Below are 18,716 nucleotides of genomic sequence, written 5' to 3'. Positions count from 1 at the left end.
CGCCCTTCGACTCACTGTGCGTCTGCGAATGCCCATCCTCCGCACCCACGTCCCGCGTGGCCGGAGACCTCAACTGCGCGGCGTCCTGCGCAATCGTCTGACTGAACGTCTGCGAATGCGGCTCCTCCCCACCGACATCCCGCGTGGCGGCCGCAACCTGCTTGGTCCCCCCGCCCCCACCGCCCTTCGACTCACTGTGCGTCTGCGAATGCCCATCCTCCGCACCCACGTCCCGCGTGGCCGGAGACCTCAACTGCGCGGCGTCCTGCGCAATCGCCTGACTGTACGTCTGCGAATGCCCATCCTCCGCACCCACGTCCCGCGTGGCCGGAGACCTCAACTGCGCGGCGTCCTCCGTAATCGTCTGACTGAACGTCTGCGAATGCGGCTCCTCCCCACCGACATCCCGCGTGGCGGCCGCAACCTGCTTGGTCCCCCCGCCCCCGCCACCCGACGTCGTCTGGCTGTGCGTCTGTTCGTGGGGAGTCTCGCCGCCCACATCGCGCGTAGCGGCCGAGCGCTGGCTGACGGGGCTCTGGACCTCGAGGGCCGTGCCCTGGCTGTGCGTCTGTCCGTGGCCGCCGCCGGTCCCTTCGCTGTGTGTCTGCGAATGCGCCTCAGGGCCTGCATCACCTGCATCACGCGTGGCGGCCGCCTGCGACTGCGAGGAATCCGCCAAGCCGCCGCCGGACTGGGAGTGGTTCCGGTAAACGACAATGCGCTCTCCGGAATCCGCAGGCACGGACCGCACCTGAATCGCCGGAGTCTGATTGTGGCTACAGACACCGCTGGCGTCACTGTCGTGGGACTGACTGTGTCCCATGACGTCCGCCGATTCCGATGCCAGCTGCGTCTGCACTGCGGATCGCAGACTGCGGGCGACTTCTCCGGCCAATGTGTCCGCGACCTTCCCCGGGGACGATCCCGCACTATTTTGTTGATCACCAGCCACGTGATTCTCTCCTATACCAACACACAGCCACCGGTCAGCTACTTAGTTCATGTACGCACAGGCTCCCGCCGATGGCATGTTCGTTTACGCCATTCAGCACACGAGGCCGTCAACACCATCGAGTCGCGGATATCTCACCGCACACACAATTCCGCAAGTCAGGGCAGTGCGGGAAACCCACCGGCGGCTACTGCTCGGCCACGCCGGGCACCGTGACGACGGGACAGCTCGCCTCGTGCAGCAGCCCGCGGGGCACGGAGCCGAGTCGCATGCCGGTGAAGCCGCCGCTGCCGCGCCGTCCGACCACGACGGCCAGCGCGTGCCGGGACTCATCGGCGAGCACCCGGACGGGATGGCCGGGGACGACCTCGCTCGTGACGGGCACGTCCGGGTTCGCGGCCAGTTGTCCGGCTGTTGTGTGGGCCAGCGTGCGGCGCAGTTCGTCGAGTGTGGCGTCCTCGTCGATGCGTGCCAGGCGTGGCCGCTGCCAGACCCACAGGGCCCGCACCGTCGCGCCGCGGTGCCGCGCCAGTTCGAGGGCGGCGGCGAAGGCGACGGCCGAGGAGGCGCTGCCGTCGACTCCGACGACAATTCGGGGCGGGTCGTCCGGCTCCTCCTGGCGTCCGCCGACCACGACCACCGGGCAGTCGGCCTGCGCGCTCACCGGCACGGTGATCGAGTAGCCGCTGAGCAGTTCCTCGACCCGGCTGAGCGACCGCGAACCGAGCACCACGTACGCGGCCTCGCGGGAGGCCCGGACCAGGACCGGGCCCGGCGCCCCCTCCAGGATCTCGGCGGACACCTCCAGATCGCGGTGCCGCGTCCGGGCGAGCCGGCCGGCGAGGTGGAGCTGCCGGCGTCCGACCCGCCTCTGGTCCTGCTGGAAGGCCGCCCCGAGCACGCGCATGCTCCGGGGAGACGGCTGAACGACGTGGATCATGCGCAACGGGAGGCCGCGACGTTCCGCCTCGTCCGCCGCCCAGCGCAGCGCGTCGTCGTGATCGCCGAGCGCATCGACGCCTAGGACGACCGAACGGCCCGGATCGGTGGCTGCCATCACTCCTCCAATGAGCCCTCGGGCCTCGCCCGCCGGACCTCGTCGGCTCCCCTCTCGCACGGTATGTGGCACCGGGGGAAGCCGCGCGCCGGAGCACCTCGGCCGCCGGGGATCTGTCCCGGTGTGAGGGCGGTTACCGTTGACGCACGGTGGCCGGGAGGGCCAGGGGAGCGGGCGGGAGCAGATGGCAGCGGCGCGGACGTTCGGAGGGCCGGCACGCCGGCCACGGGCCCGCCTGTTCCACGCGTTGCTGCTCGCGCTGGTCGCGGCGCTGGCGCTGCTCGTGCACCACAGCATCTCGGCCGAGGCGTCCCCGGCGATGCGAAGCATGCCGGATATGGCGCACCACCTGACCGCCTCGGCGCCGGACGGGCCACGCGCCCACTCCCCCGTCGGTCAAGCGTGCGCGACCGGCATGCACTGCGTCGGAACCGACATCCGCGGGCCGGTGCTCACCGCGCCGCCGGCCCACCCGGTGCCCGTCGCCGCGGCGGCCGGCACCACGACGGGCGGTGGCCACAACAGCCGTCCGACCACCGGCCGTTCGCCGCCCGATCCGTCACTCCTCTCGGTCCTGCGCAGATAGGCACGGGCCGCGGCCTCCGCATGCCCGGCGGCCGCCGTCGCCCACGTCCACCGGCACGGCCGGGCCGTGCCACGCGCACCCACCAAGAGGAACGATGACCACCATCAACCGACGCTCCCTGCTGCTCGCCGGCCTGGGCCTGGCCGGCGGCGGAGTGCTCGCCGCCTGCTCCGGCCCGAAGGGCGGCTCCGCCGCACTCGTCGGCCCGTCCGGCTCCGCCGTGGCGGCGGCCGAGACGAAGCGCGCCGCCGGCGGCGCCGAACGCACCGTCCGGCTGACCGCCGCCGCCACCCCCGTCGACCTCGGCGGAACGACCGTCAACACCTGGACCTTCGGCGGGCAGCTGCCCGGCCAGGAGATCCGCCTCACCGCCGGCGACACCCTGGTCGCCCAGCTCGCGAACCACCTCGCCGCGCCCACCTCGATCCACTGGCACGGCCTGTCGCTGCGCAACGACATGGACGGCGTCCCGCCCGTCACCATGCGCGAGGTACCGGCCGGCGGCAGCTTCGACTACCGCTTCATCGCCGACCGGCCCGGCACGTACTGGTACCACCCGCACGTCGGGGTGCAGCTCGACCGCGGACTGTACGGACCGCTGATCGTCGAGGACCCGCACGAGCCGCTGAAGTACGACGACGAGTGGGTCGTCGTCCTGGACGACTGGCTCGACGGCGTGACCGGCACCCCCGACGAGGCGTTCGCCGAACTCTCCAAGGGCATGGGGGGCATGAACCACGGCATGGGCGGGATGGACCACGGCTCGGGCGGAATGGACATGGGCGGGATGGACATGGGGCAGAGTCCCTCGTCCACCGGCGGCGGGATGTCGATGAAGTTCATGCTCATGGGCGCCACCAGCGCGCTGCTCGGCGGCGACGCCGGCGACGTGAACCACCCGCACCATCTGATCAACGGCCGGCTGCCCGCGGCCCCGGCGGTCAAGCAGGCCAAGCCGGGGGCCCGGGTGCGGCTGCGGGTCATCAACGCGGGCGGCGACACCGCCTACCGGGTCGCGCTCGGCGGGCACCGGCTCACTGTCACGCACACCGACGGTTACCCGGTCGAGCACCAGGAGGTCGACGCGCTGCTGCTGGGCATGGGCGAACGGTACGACGTCCTGGTCACCCTGCAGGACGGGGTGTTCCCGCTGGTGTCCCTCGCGGAGGGCAAGAACGCCACCGGCACGGCCCTGATCCGCACCGGCTCCGGCCAGGCCCCGGAACCGTCCTTCCGTCCGACCGAGCTGGACGGCAGGCTGCTGACCGCCGATCAGCTCCGCGCCGACCAAGGCGTCCGGCTCGCCGCGCGCACCCCCGACGTCACGCACCGGCTCCAACTCACCGGCGGCATGGCCCGCTACGACTGGTCGATCAACGGGCGGCGCTTCGACATGAACGACCCGGTCGCCGGCGCGTTCCTGGTCGGCCAGGGACAGCGCGTGCGGCTGGAGTTCACCAACGCCAGCGAGATGTGGCACCCGATGCACCTGCACGGCCACACCTTCCAGGTGGGCGACACGGGACCGCGCAAGGACACCGTGATCGTCAAGCCGAAGCAGCGAATCGTCTGCGACTTCGACGCCGACAACCCCGGCCAGTGGATGGTCCACTGCCACAACGCCTACCACGGCGAGAGCGGCATGATGGGCCTGGTCGCCTACCGCGCCTGACAGCAACTCACCTACCGGGACCGGCACTTGTGCGCCGGTCCCGGCAACCTCACTTGACCGGAGCGGCTCCGGGGGACGCGGACGGGACGCTGCCGGCCCGCGCCGAGGGCGACGGCGACGACGACGTGGATGCCGTCGGCGAAGGAGCGTTGCAGCCGGGCGAGGGCGAACCCGACGCAGTCGCGGACGGCGACGGCGACGGCGATGCGCTCGTCGTCGGCGACGGGGACGGCGACGCTGACGCCGATGTGCTCGGGCTCGGGCTCGGGCTCGCGGTGGGACCTGCCGTCGGCGACGGGCAGCCGGAGGGCGTCCCGCTCGGCGAGGCGGACGGCGACGGCGACGGCGACGGCGATCCGCTTGCCGTGGGCGACGGCGAGGAGCTGGCACTCGTGCTCGGCGCCGGAGTCGGCCCGGCCGTCGGCGTCGGGCTCGGCTTCGGCGCGGACGGAGACGGGGTCATGGTCGGCGTCGGCGCCGGCGCCGGCGGGGTGACCGAGACGCCCGTCTGGAAGTGCACCATCCACGCCCGGACCGTCCGCAGGTACTCGGCGGAGTGGTTGTAGCCGAGGACCGCCCGGTCGAGCTGCGCGGGGACTGCCAGGTCGCGGCCGCCCGCGCAGAGGTACCCGCCGGCGGCGAGTGCGGCGTCCCAGATGTTGTTCGGGTCCGCCTTGCCGTCGTCGTTGCCGTCCGCACCCCAGGTCGCCCAGGTGGACGGGATGAACTGCATCGGACCGACGGCCCGGTCCCAGGCGGCACTTCCGTCGTACCGGCCGCCGTCGGTGTCGGGGATCGCCGCGAAGCCGTTCCCGTCGAGGACCGGGCCGAGGATCGGGCGGTAGGTCGTCCCGTTGGCGTCCACCCGGCCGCCGTCGGCCTGCCCGGACTCCACCTCGCCGATCGCGGCGAGCAGTTGCCACGGCAGGTGGCATCCCGGGGATGACTTGGCCAGCGACGCCTCCGCCTTGCGGTAGGCGTCGAAGACGATGGACGGCAGCCGCGCGCCTCCCCCGTCCTGGAGCGCGACGGTCTCCGCGCTCGGCGCCCCGTCCGCCGACGCCGGCGGCTGGGGCAGCGGACGGGCACCGCCACCGTCCAACGGCACCTGACCGTCCGGCAGGTCGACCGGCCCGTCGTCCGTGAAGGCGGCGAGCAGGCCGGCCCCCGCGGCTCGCGCCGGCAGTGGTTCCGCCGGTGCCGTGGATGCCGTCGCCGCTGCCAGGGCCACCACCACGCCCGCCGCATGCAGAAACACCCGTTTACGTATCCGCCGTGCCATCCGGGTCCCTTTCGCCGATCTCGCGGTCAGCAGTTCCGACGAACCTACGGCCTGTCAGGTTCCGGGCAGGCCCGGGGCCTGCCTTCAAACCCCCGCCTGCCCCACAGCCCGCCCGCAGCCCTGGCGGGCTGGGAGGTACCCCAGGCACGCACTCTCGCCGCACCGGGCGAAAGGCCAAGTACACCCAGTACGAGGCCTTCCACCCGGCACGCCGAGAGCACGCACCAGACGCCGCGGGGCTGCGACGTGGGTTTTGAAGGCAGGCCCTGGCGTATCCGCGTCAGCGGGCGAGCGGCTCGCCGTTCTCGAACCGCAGGATCTGCCGGCGCAGCACGCGCTTGGCCCGCGGCAGGAACGCGCTGCTGGGGCCGCCGACGTGCGGGGTGATCAGCACACCGGGGGCGTGCCAGAGCGGGTGGTCGGCGGGCAGCGGCTCCGGGTCCGTGACGTCGAGGGCGGCCCGCAGCCGCTGCGCGGTGAGTTCCGCGAGGAGTGCCCCGGTGTCGACGACGGGGCCGCGCGCGACGTTGACGAGCAGCGCGCCGTCCTTCATCCGGGACAGGAACCCGGCATCGACGAGATGACGGCTCTCGGGGGTCAGCGGTGTCAGCAGCACGACGACGTCGGCGGTCGGCAGCAGTTCCGCCAACTCCGCCACGCCGTGCACCCGTTCCTCCGGGCGGGCCCGGCGGGCGACCCGGACGATGTCGCACTCGAAGGGCTCCAGCCGCGCGGCCAGCGCCCGGCCGATCGAACCGTATCCGAGGATGAGCACCGTCCGGTCGGCGAGCGACTGGTGGAACTCCTGGCTCCAACGCCCTTGGTCCTGAAGGCGGGTGAAGCGCGGGATGCCCCGCAGCGAGGCGAGGATCAGCGCCACTGCCAGCTCGGCGGTGCTGGCGTCATGCAGTCCGCGCGCACTGCACGCGACGACACCGTCCGGCACCTGCGGCAGGACGTCGTCCATGCCGGCCGTGAGCGTCTGGACCACCTTCAGCGACGGCAGGTGCGGGATCACCGGGAGCGCGGCGGCGTGCCGCAGGTACGGCAGGCAGAAGAACTCCACCTCCCGGAGCGCGTCGTCCGACGGCACCGGCCCCTCCCCGTCCCACACGAGGGCGTCGAGACCGGCGGGCAGGCCGCCGATCGCATCGGGGGCGTACGGGAGGAGGTAACGAGCACTCATGCCCCGACCCTAGCCGCACCCGCACCCCGCCCCGCCGGGCCCCCTCGATGACGTCCCGCGTTCACAGCACGAAGACCAGCAGGTAGGACAGGGCGCAGGCCAGCAGATAGGCGCCGAGCGCGGCGGGCAGGGCGAGCCAGGCCGAACGCCCGCGCCGGCGCGCCCAGACGGCGCCCAGGGAGGCGACCAGCACCAGCGCCACCAGACCGGCCCACGGAAGGGCGACCGCGAGCAGCCACACGGCCGGTGTGCACACCGGCGCCGAGCCACCGGCGCCTCCCGTCCCGCAGCTGTCCGTGGCGAACAGCATCCCGAACGAGAACAGCGCGTCGACCAGCCCGCCGAGCACGGCGAACAGCACCACCACGACGATGTACCCGACCGGCCGCCGGGCCACCGGCCCCGGCAGGTACCCGCCTTGGTATTCCCCCACCACTCAGATCCTCCCCACCACCCGGCGCGTCCCTCTCGACGCGCCACCTCCCCAGGGCGGCACACACTATCCAGTTCGCCGTCCGGCTGTCACACGGGAGCCGCAGGGGTCCTGACGCCTCATCAGCTCCGGTCCGGCGGTCAGAGTGCGTGGATCGGTGCGCCCAGGCGGTAGTCGGTGTTGGAGAACGCGGCGGAGACGGCGAAGCGGTCGGCGCGGACGAGGGTCTGGCGCCATTCGATGAGGCGGCCGCGGGTGTCGTGGCCGAGGCGGTCGATGGCGAGCAGGGCGGTGGTCGGGGGGCAGTCGAGGAGGATGCGTTCGCCGCGGCCGGGGACGACGGCGCGGATGCGTTCCCAGCCGCCGCAGATGCGGCTGCCGCAGTGGCGTTCGAGTTCGTCGTAGAGCGCGGTGTGGGTGAAGTCGACCTCGAGGAGCGGGTGGGCGATGTCCGCGGGGAGCCATATCCGGTCGACGGCGAGCGGTTCCTCGTCGGCCAGGCGGATGCGTTCGAGGTAGATCAGTGGCGTGGATTCCTCGAGCCCGAGGCGGGCGGCGATGACGCCGTCGGCGCGCTGGTCAAGTGCGCGCACGACGCTGCGCTGGACGGCTCCGACTTCCTCGACCGAGCGGAAGAGGCTGTACGCCTCGCCGACGTCCTGCTCCAGCGGGCGGTTCGCGGTGAACCGGGAGGCCTTGCCGCGCTGGGCGCTGACCAGGCCCTCCTCGCGGAGCTTCCGCAGGGCCTCGCGGACGGTGTGCCGGCTGACCTGGTACTCGGCGACCAGGTCGTGTTCGCCGGGGAAGACGTCGCTGAACTCGCCCTCGTCGAGCCGGCGCAGCAGGTCGGCGCGGAGTTGTGCCCAGAGCGGGTTCCCCGGGGCGCGGACGAGGGGCTGGGGGCCGGGGGCGGTGGTCACGGCGCCGTCCTGGGGTGGTGAGTCGGAAGGGTGGTGCGGGGCACGAAGTGAATGTTCGTACCTTTGCGGGGGCAGCGCAAAATCGGCGCCGGCCGCTCTACGGGGGGTGACGCGGCGACCGCTGCCCGGGCGGGTTCGTGCCGGGCAGCGGTCCAGGGTCTGTCCGGCCGATCTTGCCGGGCGCCCGACGCCGGATCATCCCGCCTGGAAGCACCGGCAAACCGCCCAAGTACACCCAGTACGAGGACGGTTCGCCGGCACTCCCAGCCGGGCGCCCGACGCCGCGCGCTGATCCGACAAGATCGACCGGACAGACCCTAGCGCGAGCCGTCAGGCGACGGCGCCGATCAGCATGGCGGCGGACACCGCGAGCAGCATGGCCGCGAAGGTGCGTTGCAGGGCGGTGCCGGAGATCTTGGCCGCCAGTCGTTTGCCGTCCCAGGCGCCCAGGACGGCGGCGCCCACGAACGGTCCGAAGACCGCCAGGTCCAGGGACATCCCGGAGACCGTCAGCCGGGTGGCGAGGGAGACCACCGAGTTGACCAGGATGACCACCAGGCTGGTGGCGGCCGCCTTGCGCATCGGCAGCCGGAGCACGGACACCAGGGCGGGCACCGCGAGGAAGCCGCCGCCGACTCCCAGCAGCCCGGTCACCGCCCCCAGTCCGGCCCCGGCGGCGAGCGTGCCCGGGTGCCCGCCCCGACCGCCCCGACCGCCCCGACCGCCCCGGCCTGCGGCGTCGGCCGGTTCCGCGGTCGGCGCGCGCCGCGCGGTGCGGGTGCCGCGCAGCATCGCCGCGGCGGCCAGCGCGGCCAGCACGGCGAACGCGGCGGTCAGCACCGCCTGCGGGATGCGGTGGGCGAGCGCGGACGCCCCGATGGCGGGGAGCACGCCGGCCGCGGCGAACAGGAAGCCGGTCCGCCACTCGATGGTGCCGGCGCCGGCGTGGCGGGCGAGCGCGGTGACCGAGGTGGCGATGACGATGACCAGGCTGGTGGTCCCGGCCTCCGCGGGCGCGACGCCCAGCAGGTACACCAGGGCCGGGACCGCCAGCACTCCCCCGCCGCCGCCCAGCGCGCCGAGCGCCACGCCGACCACGGCTCCGCAGAGCAGAGCGGTGATCAGAACGCTCACGCCGTGACGCCGTCCGCACCGCCGGCCGGGCGGGCGACCTCGCCCTGCCAGGCGGCGAAACCGCCGCGCAGGTCGGTGGTGTCGAAGCCGCGGGCGCGCAGCACGGACGCGGCCACCGAGGAGCGGTTGCCGCTGGCGCAGATCACGGTCAGCGGCTGCCCGGTCGGCAACTCGCCGAGGCGGGCGAGGAGTTCGGGCAGCGGGATCAGTCGGGCGCCGGGGACGGTGCCCTTCTCCTGCACCTCGCCGGGGCCGCGCACGTCCAGCACCACGAGGTCGGCGGCGGCGAGCTGCTCGGCGAGGGCGTCGGCCTCGACCCGTATCGCGCGGGTCAGGTGCTCGGCGCCGACGGCGCCCACCGGCGCGGCCAGGGCGCCGAGCACGCGGTCGAAGCCGATCCGGGCCAGCCGGGTGCGGGCCTCGACGGCGGTGTCCGGGTCGCCGCACAGCACGATGGCGTCCTGGGCGTCGAGCACCTGGCCGGCGAGTTCGGCGAACCGGCCGCCGAGCGGGACGTTGACCGCGCCGTGCAGGTGCGCGGCGGCGAACGCCTCCGGGTCCCGGGTGTCCAGCACGATCGCGCCGCCGGCGCGTGCCTGGAGCAGTTCGTCCGGGGTGAGCGACGGGACGCCGGTGTCCTCGTCCAGGACCGGGCGGGCCTGCCGGTTGCGCACCGAGGTGAACGCGAAGTAGGCGGGCACGGCGGGCTGACCGTCCGTCACCACGGCGACGAACTCGTCCTCGGTCATGTCGGCCAGCGCGTAGTTGCCGCGCCGCTGGTTGCCGATCGAGCAGCTCAGCTCGGCGGAGAGGTTCTTGCCGCAGGCCGAGCCGGCCCCGTGCGCCGGGTAGACGCGGGTGTCGTCGGGGAGGGCGAGCAGCGCGCGGGTGGAGCGGTACAGCAGGCGGCCCATCTCGTCGGCCGACCGGCCGCGCGAGCTGAGCAGGTCGGGGCGGCCGACGTCGCCGATGAACAGCGTGTCGCCGGTGAGCACGCCGTACGGGACTTCGTCGTCCGCGTGCTCGCGCACCACCACGCAGATCGACTCCGGGGTGTGGCCCGGGGTGTGCAGGATCTCCAGCTCGACCTCGCCGAGGGCGAGGCGCTCGCCGTCGGCCAGCGGGTCGGTGTCGAAGTCGAGTGCGGCGGCGGAGCCGTAGGAGATCCGGGCGCCGGTGCGCTCGGCCAGCTCCAGGTGGCCGGAGAGGAAGTCCGCGTGGATGTGGGTCTCGATGACCCGCTCGATGGTCAGGCCGTGGCGCTCGGCGGTGACGAGGTAGTCGTTGACGTCGCGCTGGGGGTCGACCACGACGGCGCGGCCGGTGGTGCGGTCGCCGACCAGGTAGGAGGCGTGGGAGAGGCAGTCGAGGTAGAACTGCTCGAGGACCAGCGGTCCGGCGTTCTCGGGCATGACGGGCTCCTGAGGGTGGGCAGGGATGGTGGCGCCGCGAGGCGCGGGACGGTGACGCGGGTCGGTCGGCCTTCGGCTCAGGCGAGCCCGCGGAGCATCAGGTTCCAGTAGAGGAACGGCAGTCCGCGGCGCTTGAGGTACCACATGTCGGTGCGCTCGCGGACGGTGTTGATCACCGGGATCGACGGGGCGGGCCGTCCGCTGTAGTCGAACTCGGCGAGCAGCATCTTGTTGCGCGCGGTGGTCAGCGGGCAGGACGAGTAGCCCTGGTAACTCGCCCTGGGTTCCCGGCCGCCCAGCACGGCGAGCAGGTTCTCCACCAGCACGGGCGCCTGCTTGCGCACGGCGGCGCCGGTCTTGGAGTTCGGTGACGATCCGGCGTCCCCGAGCGCCCAGACGTTCGGGTACCGGACGTGCCGCATGGTGTGCTTGTCGATCTCGACGTAGCCGGCCGGGTCGTCGGCGCCGGCCAGCGGGCTGCGCTTGATCCAGTCCGGGGCGCTCTGCGGCGGCACCACATGGGCCATGTCGTACGGCAGCGTCGTGGTGCCGCCGCCGTCCAGCTCGGTGACGACCAACTCGCGTGCCTCGGGCCGCACTTCGGTGACTTCGCTGCCGTAGTGGACCTTGATGCCGTACCGGCGCACCACGCCGTCGAGCACGCGGGCGAACTCCGGCACGCCGAAGATCGCGGCGCCGGGGATCACCAGGTGGACGTCGATCTTGTCGAGGACGCCCTGCTGTCGCCAGTGGTCGGCGGCGAGATAGGCGATCTTCTGCGGGGCGCCGCCGCACTTGACGGCGCCCGTCGGCATGCTGAACACCGCGCTGCCGGAACGGGTTTCGCGGATGAAGCGCCAGGTCGCGGGGGCGTGCTGGTACGAGTAGTTGCTGGACAGTCCGTCCTTTCCGAGCCCCGCCTCCAGGCCCGGTATGCGGTCCCAGTCCAGCTGGATGCCCGGGCAGACCACGAGCTGCTCGTACGAGACGGTGCCGCCGTCGTCCAGCGCCACCTCCCGCGCCTCGGGGTCGACGGCGACCGCGGCACTGCGGATCCACCGGACGCCCTTCGGCATGACGGACGCCTGCGAACGGACACTCTCCGCCAGCGGCGCCCGGCCACCGCCGACCAGCGTCCACAGCGGCTGGTAGTAGTGCCGCTCGCTCGGATCGAGCACGGCGACATCCCGTTCCCCGGCGCGGCGGAGCCGGGCCGCGACGGTGATCCCGGCGGTACCGCCGCCGATGATCACGATCCGGTGATGCTGCTTGGCCATCAAGGACCCCCTTCAAATGTACGGACATTAAGTTAGGACGGCGCAGGCCGGACACGCAAGCCACCTGCGAGGATTCGGCCGAATTTGTCCGTACATTTAGCTGGCCCCGGACGAAACGGACACCGGCGCCCGACCCGCGCCGACCCACAACTGCGGGCCGGGGCGGTGTCGGCGGCATGTCGCACAGTCGCCGTCCGCGACCACAGTCCTGATGACGTACGCGGGCACCGCGGAACCCAGGACGACGACCGGGAGCAAGTGCTGCTCGGCGCGGTGAGCGCGGTCGCGTACGAGGCTCCGGCCACGGGGGCGGACTACGGCCGGGCGGCCGAGGAGCGGGCGAGCCTGCCGGGCCGGACTCCGCTGGACGTCCTCGGCCAACTCGGCGGGCACCTCGCCTGGTTGTGGCACGACCAGACCCCGCCTGCCCGGACTGCACACGGGCGATGAGTCTCATCGTCCAGCTCGAGGAAGGACGGGACCACGCCACCGCCATGAACTTCGGCGGCCGCACGATGAGCCGGCGGCCCCCGCAGTGCGCGCGGACCGCCGGCTCTTCATGGCGGGAGCGTCACTTCCAGTGCGTGTGGACGGAGTTGGCCTCCTGGATCTGCCGCCAGGACTTCGGTTCCGCCGGCGGCTGCCCCTCGGTCCGGGTCGCGGTGGCCGCCGTGGCGTGCAGGCCCGGGCCGACGGGGGGCTTGGCGGGGGTGAAGAGCCAGGTGTTCAGCAGGTCGCCGAGCTTCCGGCCGGAGATCCGCTCCGCGTAGGACTGGAACTCCGGGATGGTGGCGTTGCCGTAGCGGCGCTCGGTGGGCCAGCCCTTCAGGATCCGGAAGAACGTTTCGTCGCCGACGGTGTTGCGCAGCGCCTGGATGGCGGCCGCGCCGCGCTGGTAGACCGCCCAGTGGAACTGGTTCTCGTCTCCGGGGTCGCCCGGCTTGACCTTCCAGAACGGGTCGTCGGCGGGGTGCGAGGCGTAGACGTAGTCGGCCAACTCCTGTGCGGTGCCTTCGTTCTCGTGCTCGGACCAGAGGTACTGCGCGTACTGGGCGAAGCCCTCGTTCAGCCAGATGTCGCTCCAGCGGGAGAGCGAGACGCTGTCGCCGTACCACTGGTGGGCCAGCTCGTGCGCGACCACGGAGGTGTTGGATCCCCGGGCGAACACGCCGGGCCCGTAGAAGACCCGGGTCTGGGTCTCCAGGGCGCCACCGGCCTTGAGGTTGGGCACGTAGCCGCCGACCGAGCTGAACGGGTACTCGCCGAAGTAGCCGCTCAGCCAGTCCACCAGTTCGCCGGTGCGTTCCACGCTGGCCTTGGCGGCGTCCGCGTTGTCCCCGAGGTCCTTGCTGTAGGCGTTGTAGACCGGCAGCCCGCTCGCGGTGACGTCCCGGGTGATGTCGAACTTCCCGATCGCCAGGGTCGCCAGGTAGGTGGCCTGCGGCTTGTTCTCGCGCCAGCTCCAGCGGGTCCAGCCCGCCTGCGAGCTGGTGCCGGTCAGGACGCCGTTGCTGATCGCCTGGGTGCCGTCCGGCACCAGCACCGAGACGTCGAAGGTCGCCTTGTCGCTGGGGTGGTCGTTGCTCGGGAACCACCAGCCGGCCGACACGGGCTCGCCGGCCGCCACCGCGCCGTCCGGGGTTCGGCTCCAGGCGGTGAAGCCGCCGTACTTCTGCACCGTCGACGGCACGTCCCTGTACCTCACCACGACGGTGATCGGGGACCCGTTGGCCAGCGGCCGGGCCGGGGTGATCTCCAGCTCCTGGTCTCCGCTGGTAGCGAAGGTCGCGGGCCGCCCGTTGACCTGGATCTCGGAGACCTTCAGCGCGAAGTCGAGGTTGAACCGGGAGAGGTCCTGGGTGGCGGTGGCGAGGATGGTCGTGGTGCCCTCCAGCTCGTCGGTGGCGGGCTGGTACTTCAGCCGGACGTCGTAGTGCGAGACGTGGTACCCGCCGTTGCCGAGGGTGGGGTAGTACGGGTCCCCCAGGCCGTCCGCACCCGGTTGGAAGCCGGAAGCCGAGGCGGGGACGGCCAGTAACAGGCTCAGGGCGCTGGCCGCGGAAACGATCAACCTCTTGCGCACGTGGTCCTCCAGGGATCACCGAGACGATGGGGTCGGATCGATCCCTGTCCCGGCGACTGCCCGCCTACTCCCCGGCGGTGAGAACTTCATGAAGAAACACACCATCGAGACGGTGCCGCCACAGACACCGGACCGCCCGTCAACTACGGCTGCGCAACAAGGAGTTGTTCGTCCGAAGCCACGACGTTCACCGCCGACGCCGGAACCCCGAAGATCCGGTCGAAGGCCCAGTTGTAGGCGAAGGTGTAGAAGGGGACGTAGATGATGAACGTCAGGTCGAGCAGGAATGCCCGGACCAGGGTGAGCTCCAGCCACCACGCGATGAGCGGGACGAGGAAGCAGACCAGCGAGGCCTGGAACCCCACCGCGTGCAGGATCCGGCGCCACACGGTGCGGGTGCGGTCGGCCCGGCGCGCTTCCCACGCCTCGAAGAGGTAGTTGAACGCCATGTTCCACAGCGTCGCCGTGACGGTGATCATGATCGCCAGCGGTCCGGTGGAGGACATCGAGTCGCCCGTCAGCAGTGTCATCACCGAGGTGCCGATCACCAGCCCGAGGATCTCGTACCCCCCGACGTAGACCAGCTTCCGCTTTATCCCTTGCATGGTGGTTGCTCCTCTTTCGCCTGCCCGAGAGAGAAGAAGCTAGTTCAGGTAGTCTGGCGAAAAAAGCAAGGTTCTTTCAGGAACACTGACAGGTGGAGCCGGCATGGCGCTCTCCAGCGACGACATCACGCTGATCCTGGCCGTAGTGGACCACGGCTCCTTCTCCGGCGCGGCCCGCGCGCTGCGCCGGGTGCCCTCCGCGGTCAGCATGGGCATCGCCAACATCGAGGCCGAGCTCGGCTACCCGCTGTTCGACAGGTCCCACCGCGAGGCGGTGCCCACCGCGCAGGCGATGGCCTTGGTGCCGCAGGCCCGCACCCTGGCCAGCGGCCTGCGGTTGCTCCAGGTGCACGCCGCGCAGTTGTCGCAGGACCTGGAGAGCACGCTCACCGTCGCCGTGGCCGCCGGCATCCGGGACCGGGAGCTGCTGGATGCCGTGATCCGGATCGGCGCCCGCTACCCGCTGCTGCGCGTCAACCTGCTGCGCGCCCCGCAGGACCGGGTGCGCGCGATGCTGCACCAGGAGCGCATCGACCTGGCACTGATGGCCGCTCCCCCGCAGGTGGACCGGGAGGAGGCCCGGGCCGCCGTGGGAGAGGTGACCTTCGTCGCCGTGGCGTCGGCCACCGTCGAGACGCCCAGCCTGCCCGCCGACCTGCGGCGGCTGGAGGACCTGAGCACCAGCCGCCAGATCGTGCTGGCCGGCCCCGACGACCCCGCCGACCGCCGGCTGCTGATCTCCGACGACCGGTGGCACGTGGAGGCGGTGGAAGCCGCACTCGACCTGGTGCAGGGCGGCGCGGGGTGGGCCAACCTGCCCACGCACGCGATCCGGGAGGCGGTCGCCGCCGGCCGGCTGCGGGTGCTGGAGTTCGACAACACCGAGAACGGCGTGCCCCTGCCCGTCCACCTGGCCTGGCTGCGCAGGAAGCCGCTGCGCCGGGCCGCGGGGGAAATCGTCGAGCTGATGCACCGCAGCCACCGCTGAGCATTCAGCGAAAGGCTCCCGCCCTGGCGGCGCCGCAGGTGGCGATCAACTGGCTGCTGCGCCGGCCCACCGTCTCCTCGGTGATCATCGGCGCCCGCAACGAGGAGCAGCTGCGGCAGAACCTCGGTGCGGTGGGCTGGGAGCTGACGCCGGAGCAGGTGGCCCGGCTGGACGCGGCGAGCGCCCGCACCGCGCCGTACCCCTACTACCCGTACCGCCGTCAGGAGGGCTTCGCCCGGCTCAACCCGCCGATGGCGGGCTGAGGTTCGGCGGGAGAGCCGGGCGAAGCGCGGATCACCCCGCGGTGCGGCAGCGGCCGGCGGGTCTGGGAACGGTGCCCGGTGGGGCGGCCCCCTTGACCTCGTCGGCCGCCGCGGCGTTCCCGGCCTCCGCGGTCGCCTCCTCGTGGTCGGCCCCGGGCGCCGCCGTGGTGGCCGGCCCGGCCGGGAGGTCGTCGTCGGGGGGCGGGAAGCTGAGGCCGGCCAGCTCGTCGCGGAGCAGGTAGCCGGCGTGCAGCCGGTTGCGCGCGCCGATCCGGCGCATGATCTCGGAGATGTGCCGCTGGCAGGTGCGCACGGACATGCCGAGGCGCTTGGCGATCAGCTTCTCCTCGTAGCCCTGCACCAGCATCCGCACGATGGACGACTTGATGTTGTTGGAGGTCTCCCGGACGCGCTGGCGCTGCTGCACGGCGGGGAACTCGTCGGCCGCCACCCAGGCGCGTTCGAAGGAGGCGACGGCGAAGTCGATCACGCTCGGGTCCTGGACCAGGGCGGCGCCGAGCGGTTCGTCGCGGAGTTCGATCAGGGCGGTGGCCCGGTCGAAGACGATCACCCGGACGAAGGCGTCGCTGACGGTGCGGACCTCGGCGCCGAGTGCGGTGACCTTGCGGACGTACTCGACGGTGTTCTGGTCGTACTGCGCGGTGTGCTGGTAGAGGGTGCGCATCCGCACGCCGCGGTTCAGCAGGGACTCGGTGCGCTGGAGCGATTCGCTGAGCACCTCCTCCGAGCGGGCGCCGCCGGGCTGGGAGGCGAGCACCTCGGTGGTGCTGCGGGCGGCGAGTTCGGTGATGGTGCGGCGCACCGACGCCAGATCGGTGAGGCGTTCCACCTGCTTTCCGGCGACCCGTCCGAGGGTGCTGGACTCGTAGACGGGCAGCAGCGCGGCCAGGGTGCTGTGCATCTCCTGGAGTTCGCGGTGGTGCCGGACCAGGTCGCGGACGGCGGGTGCGAGCGCCTCCATTCCCGCCCGGGCCGGGGTGTCGGCGCGCAGGTGCCCGTCGGGGGCCTGCCGGACCAGACGCAGCTCCAGCAGGTGCCGGACGGCTAAGTCGAGGTCCACGCGGTCCGCGGCGAGGGCCGCGTGGAGTTCCGCGAGGGAGGCCGGGCCGTGGTCGGCGAGGTGGCGGTACACCTCGGCGCCGACGGCGCGGGCCACGGATGGATCTAGTTGCGTACTGGTTTCCACCTGATCCTCACTTGTCGCCCATCGTCTTCTTACGTGGCGAGAATACGAGCCCCACCGGACACGCCACCGACACTTTTGATCATGCACAGTAATTTCTGAGCGGCGATGACCGATTGCTGCCCGGATCTGATGGGTTATCACCATGTCCACACGTTTCATCCGTGACCTCGGGTGGGGCTGACCACCGACACCCGGCCGTACGAACCCACGCCTTCGAACGGAGCAGGTCAGTTGTCCAGCGCACCCAACTTCGTGTCCCCCGACCGGCGTTCCCCGCACCGGCTGCCCCTGCTCGCGGTCGTCTACGACCTGGGGGCGGTCGGACCGGCCGAGATCGTCGCCGCCGCCCGCGGCCTGTGCCGCGTCGTCCTGCTGTGCGACCCCGACCGCCCGCACGTCGCCCGGATCCTGCCCGAACTGCGCAGGTTCGCCGACGTGCTGGAGACCGGAGCCGACCCCGAGCAGAGCGCCCGCACACTGGCGGAGCTGACGCCGGACGGCATCACCACCTTCAGCGAGTACGCCATCCACGCCACGGCGGAACTCGCCGCCCGGCTCGGCCTGCCCTACCACGACGGCCCGACCGCGGGCCGGCTCACCGACAAGTACCTGCAGCGCGAGGCGCTGGCCGCCGCCGCGGTGGACGCCGTACGGTGCGTCGCCGTCCGGCAGCGGCCGGAGATTGACCGGGCGCTGACCGGGGTCGGCGCACCCGCCGTGGTCAAGCCCCGCCGCGGCGCGGGCAGCCGGGCCACCCACCGCGTCGACACCACCGCCGAACTGGCCGACCTGCTCGGCGCGTTGACCGCCGACGGCGACGAGGAGTACGTCGTCGAGGAGCTGCTCACCGGCGACCCGGCGGCGGCCGGCGCCGACTGGGGCGACTACGTCTCGGTGGAGTCACTGGTCCGCGACGGCGAAGTCCGACACGTCTGCGTCACCGGCAAGTTCCCGCTGGCCGAACCGTTCCGCGAGGTCGGCCAGTTCCTGCCCGGCGTGCTGCCGGCCGACCTCGCCGAGCAGTGCACCGCGCTCACCGAACGCGCCCTGCACGCCCTCGGCGTCACCGTCGGCGTCACCCACACCGAACTGAAACTCACCGACCGCGGCCCACGCGTCATCGAGGTCAACGGCCGGATCGGCGGCTACGTCAACGACGTGCTGGGCCGCTCGGCCGGCTACAACCTGCTGGCCGCCGCCCTGCGCACCGCACTCGGACTCCCGCTGCCCGACGACGGACCGGCGTTCCGCCAAGTCGCCTTCCGCCGCTACCTGGTGGCCCCCGCCACCGCCCGACAGGTCGTCAGCCTGAACGGCGCGGACCGGATCGGCGCCATCCCCGGCGTCCAGTACGTCGAGTGGCGGGCCACCCCCGGCGCCCCGCTCGACTGGCGCGACGGCACCCAGGGCTGCCTCGGCGTGGTCTACGGCATCGCCCGCGACCACGACGCCCTGCGCCGGATCGGCGCCGAGATCGACCGCCTCTTCACGCCCGTGTTCGCCCACTGAGCGACCCCCCGACCGGGCCTTCTTCCGCCCCCCGTCGCAGGCCACAAGCCTCTTGGCCGCGACGAGGCTTCCGCACGCCCCGCCCCGCTCCACCCGCCGCCCGGCCCGCCCCCGACCGGGGCCGCCGGGTGGCTCACCGCCGCGCGTCCC

19 protein-coding genes are annotated in these 18,716 nt (G+C 72.5%); 7 read left to right on the top strand and 12 right to left on the bottom strand.

Going from position 1 to position 18,716, the window contains the following annotated elements; translation table 11 throughout:
* Together ACGFWJ_RS17595 and ACGFWJ_RS17590 are read right to left on the bottom strand one after the other, a co-directional pair.
* On the bottom strand, positions 1 to 859 hold an 859-nt coding region (locus ACGFWJ_RS17595; RefSeq protein ID WP_392950278.1), incomplete at its 3' end, for a hypothetical protein.
* A 280-nt stretch (positions 860 to 1,139) separates the two neighbouring features.
* Positions 1,140 to 2,009: a universal stress protein gene (locus ACGFWJ_RS17590; RefSeq protein ID WP_392950275.1), complete on the bottom strand. Its 870-nt coding sequence runs from the start codon at positions 2,007 to 2,009 to the stop codon at positions 1,140 to 1,142.
* Between the two features lie 247 nt (positions 2,010 to 2,256).
* Between ACGFWJ_RS17590 and ACGFWJ_RS17585 the strand changes: the two genes are divergently transcribed.
* Complete coding sequence (locus ACGFWJ_RS17585; protein ID WP_392950272.1) at positions 2,257 to 2,595, top strand: hypothetical protein; 339 nt, start codon at positions 2,257 to 2,259, stop codon at positions 2,593 to 2,595.
* 94 nt (positions 2,596 to 2,689) lie between these two features.
* Positions 2,690 to 4,267 carry a multicopper oxidase family protein gene (locus ACGFWJ_RS17580; RefSeq protein ID WP_392950269.1) on the top strand — a complete coding sequence of 526 codons (1,578 nt, stop codon included), beginning with the start codon at positions 2,690 to 2,692 and terminating at the stop codon, positions 4,265 to 4,267.
* An 11-nt stretch (positions 4,268 to 4,278) separates the two neighbouring features.
* Here the strand turns inward: ACGFWJ_RS17580 and ACGFWJ_RS17575 are convergent, their stop codons facing one another.
* The gene (locus ACGFWJ_RS17575) at positions 4,279 to 4,794 is read right to left on the bottom strand and encodes a hypothetical protein (RefSeq protein WP_392950267.1); all 516 of its coding nucleotides are present in this window, start codon (positions 4,792 to 4,794) and stop codon (positions 4,279 to 4,281) included.
* A gap of 462 nt (positions 4,795 to 5,256) precedes the next feature.
* On the opposite strand from ACGFWJ_RS17575, the gene ACGFWJ_RS17570 reads away from it, so the two are divergent.
* The gene (locus tag ACGFWJ_RS17570) at positions 5,257 to 5,379 is read left to right on the top strand and encodes a hypothetical protein (RefSeq protein WP_392950264.1); all 123 of its coding nucleotides are present in this window, start codon (positions 5,257 to 5,259) and stop codon (positions 5,377 to 5,379) included.
* Positions 5,380 to 5,829: 450 nt separating this feature from the next.
* Here the strand turns inward: ACGFWJ_RS17570 and ACGFWJ_RS17565 are convergent, their stop codons facing one another.
* The 6 genes from ACGFWJ_RS17565 to ACGFWJ_RS17540 all read right to left on the bottom strand — a co-directional run bounded on the left by ACGFWJ_RS17565 (position 5,830) and on the right by ACGFWJ_RS17540 (position 11,911).
* Positions 5,830 to 6,735 (bottom strand): 2-hydroxyacid dehydrogenase, encoded by a 906-nt coding sequence (locus ACGFWJ_RS17565; protein WP_392950262.1) that lies wholly within the window; start codon positions 6,733 to 6,735, stop codon positions 5,830 to 5,832.
* A gap of 61 nt (positions 6,736 to 6,796) precedes the next feature.
* On the bottom strand, positions 6,797 to 7,168 hold the full coding sequence (locus ACGFWJ_RS17560) for a hypothetical protein (protein ID WP_392950260.1): 372 nt from the start codon (positions 7,166 to 7,168) through the stop codon (positions 6,797 to 6,799).
* Between the two features lie 140 nt (positions 7,169 to 7,308).
* Positions 7,309 to 8,088, bottom strand: a complete 780-nt coding sequence (locus ACGFWJ_RS17555) for a GntR family transcriptional regulator (RefSeq protein WP_387636332.1) — start codon at positions 8,086 to 8,088, stop codon at positions 7,309 to 7,311.
* A 330-nt stretch (positions 8,089 to 8,418) separates the two neighbouring features.
* Positions 8,419 to 9,222 (bottom strand): sulfite exporter TauE/SafE family protein, encoded by an 804-nt coding sequence (locus tag ACGFWJ_RS17550; RefSeq protein WP_392950256.1) that lies wholly within the window; start codon positions 9,220 to 9,222, stop codon positions 8,419 to 8,421.
* Positions 9,219 to 10,634: a rhodanese-like domain-containing protein gene (locus tag ACGFWJ_RS17545; RefSeq protein ID WP_392950253.1), complete on the bottom strand. Its 1,416-nt coding sequence runs from the start codon at positions 10,632 to 10,634 to the stop codon at positions 9,219 to 9,221. The genes ACGFWJ_RS17550 and ACGFWJ_RS17545 overlap by 4 nt, the downstream gene beginning before the upstream one ends.
* 77 nt (positions 10,635 to 10,711) lie before the next feature.
* Positions 10,712 to 11,911 (bottom strand): FAD-dependent oxidoreductase, encoded by a 1,200-nt coding sequence (locus tag ACGFWJ_RS17540; protein WP_392950250.1) that lies wholly within the window; start codon positions 11,909 to 11,911, stop codon positions 10,712 to 10,714.
* A 273-nt stretch (positions 11,912 to 12,184) separates the two neighbouring features.
* On the opposite strand from ACGFWJ_RS17540, the gene ACGFWJ_RS17535 reads away from it, so the two are divergent.
* Positions 12,185 to 12,361, top strand: a complete 177-nt coding sequence (locus ACGFWJ_RS17535; RefSeq protein ID WP_392950247.1) for a hypothetical protein — start codon at positions 12,185 to 12,187, stop codon at positions 12,359 to 12,361.
* 121 nt (positions 12,362 to 12,482) lie between these two features.
* On the opposite strand, the gene ACGFWJ_RS17530 is transcribed toward ACGFWJ_RS17535, so the two are convergent.
* Both ACGFWJ_RS17530 and ACGFWJ_RS17525 read right to left on the bottom strand, forming a co-directional pair.
* On the bottom strand, positions 12,483 to 13,994 hold the full coding sequence (locus ACGFWJ_RS17530; protein WP_392950244.1) for a M1 family metallopeptidase: 1,512 nt from the start codon (positions 13,992 to 13,994) through the stop codon (positions 12,483 to 12,485).
* A 143-nt stretch (positions 13,995 to 14,137) separates the two neighbouring features.
* Positions 14,138 to 14,599, bottom strand: a complete 462-nt coding sequence (locus ACGFWJ_RS17525) for a PACE efflux transporter (protein WP_387636356.1) — start codon at positions 14,597 to 14,599, stop codon at positions 14,138 to 14,140.
* Between the two features lie 103 nt (positions 14,600 to 14,702).
* Here ACGFWJ_RS17525 and ACGFWJ_RS17520 point away from each other — a divergent pair, with 103 nt between their 5' ends.
* The gene (locus tag ACGFWJ_RS17520) at positions 14,703 to 15,587 is read left to right on the top strand and encodes a LysR family transcriptional regulator (protein WP_392950240.1); all 885 of its coding nucleotides are present in this window, start codon (positions 14,703 to 14,705) and stop codon (positions 15,585 to 15,587) included.
* Positions 15,515 to 15,850, top strand: a complete 336-nt coding sequence (locus ACGFWJ_RS17515) for an aldo/keto reductase (RefSeq protein WP_392950561.1) — start codon at positions 15,515 to 15,517, stop codon at positions 15,848 to 15,850. Before ACGFWJ_RS17520 ends, ACGFWJ_RS17515 begins: the two co-directional genes overlap by 73 nt.
* A 31-nt stretch (positions 15,851 to 15,881) precedes the next feature.
* On the opposite strand, the gene ACGFWJ_RS17510 is transcribed toward ACGFWJ_RS17515, so the two are convergent.
* The gene (locus ACGFWJ_RS17510) at positions 15,882 to 17,027 is read right to left on the bottom strand and encodes a LuxR C-terminal-related transcriptional regulator (protein ID WP_392950237.1); all 1,146 of its coding nucleotides are present in this window, start codon (positions 17,025 to 17,027) and stop codon (positions 15,882 to 15,884) included.
* A gap of 261 nt (positions 17,028 to 17,288) precedes the next feature.
* Here ACGFWJ_RS17510 and ACGFWJ_RS17505 point away from each other — a divergent pair, with 261 nt between their 5' ends.
* The gene (locus ACGFWJ_RS17505; protein WP_392950234.1) at positions 17,289 to 18,566 is read left to right on the top strand and encodes an acetyl-CoA carboxylase biotin carboxylase subunit family protein; all 1,278 of its coding nucleotides are present in this window, start codon (positions 17,289 to 17,291) and stop codon (positions 18,564 to 18,566) included.
* The last annotated feature ends 150 nt before the right edge of the window (positions 18,567 to 18,716 follow it).

The sequence above is a fragment of the Kitasatospora sp. NPDC048407 genome (assembly GCF_043200475.1).
GTDB lineage: Bacteria > Actinomycetota > Actinomycetes > Streptomycetales > Streptomycetaceae > Kitasatospora.
The sequence above is the reverse complement of the archived record's forward strand: the minus strand, read 5'-3'. Positions and strand labels throughout refer to the sequence as shown.

Bases quoted from the DNA above. Each gene is read 5' to 3' on its own strand.
- ACGFWJ_RS17590 (WP_392950275.1), bottom strand. From the start codon at position 2,009: ATGGCAGCCACCGATCCGGGCCGTTCGGTCGTCCTAGGCGTCGATGCG.
- ACGFWJ_RS17580 (WP_392950269.1), top strand. From the start codon at position 2,690: ATGACCACCATCAACCGACGCTCCCTGCTGCTCGCCGGCCTGGGCCTG.
- ACGFWJ_RS17570 (WP_392950264.1), top strand. From the start codon at position 5,257: ATGGACGGCAGCCGCGCGCCTCCCCCGTCCTGGAGCGCGACGGTCTCC.
- ACGFWJ_RS17565 (WP_392950262.1), bottom strand. From the start codon at position 6,735: ATGAGTGCTCGTTACCTCCTCCCGTACGCCCCCGATGCGATCGGCGGC.
- ACGFWJ_RS17545 (WP_392950253.1), bottom strand. From the start codon at position 10,634: ATGCCCGAGAACGCCGGACCGCTGGTCCTCGAGCAGTTCTACCTCGAC.
- ACGFWJ_RS17540 (WP_392950250.1), bottom strand. From the start codon at position 11,911: ATGGCCAAGCAGCATCACCGGATCGTGATCATCGGCGGCGGTACCGCC.
- ACGFWJ_RS17525 (WP_387636356.1), bottom strand. From the start codon at position 14,599: ATGCAAGGGATAAAGCGGAAGCTGGTCTACGTCGGGGGGTACGAGATC.
- ACGFWJ_RS17520 (WP_392950240.1), top strand. From the start codon at position 14,703: ATGGCGCTCTCCAGCGACGACATCACGCTGATCCTGGCCGTAGTGGAC.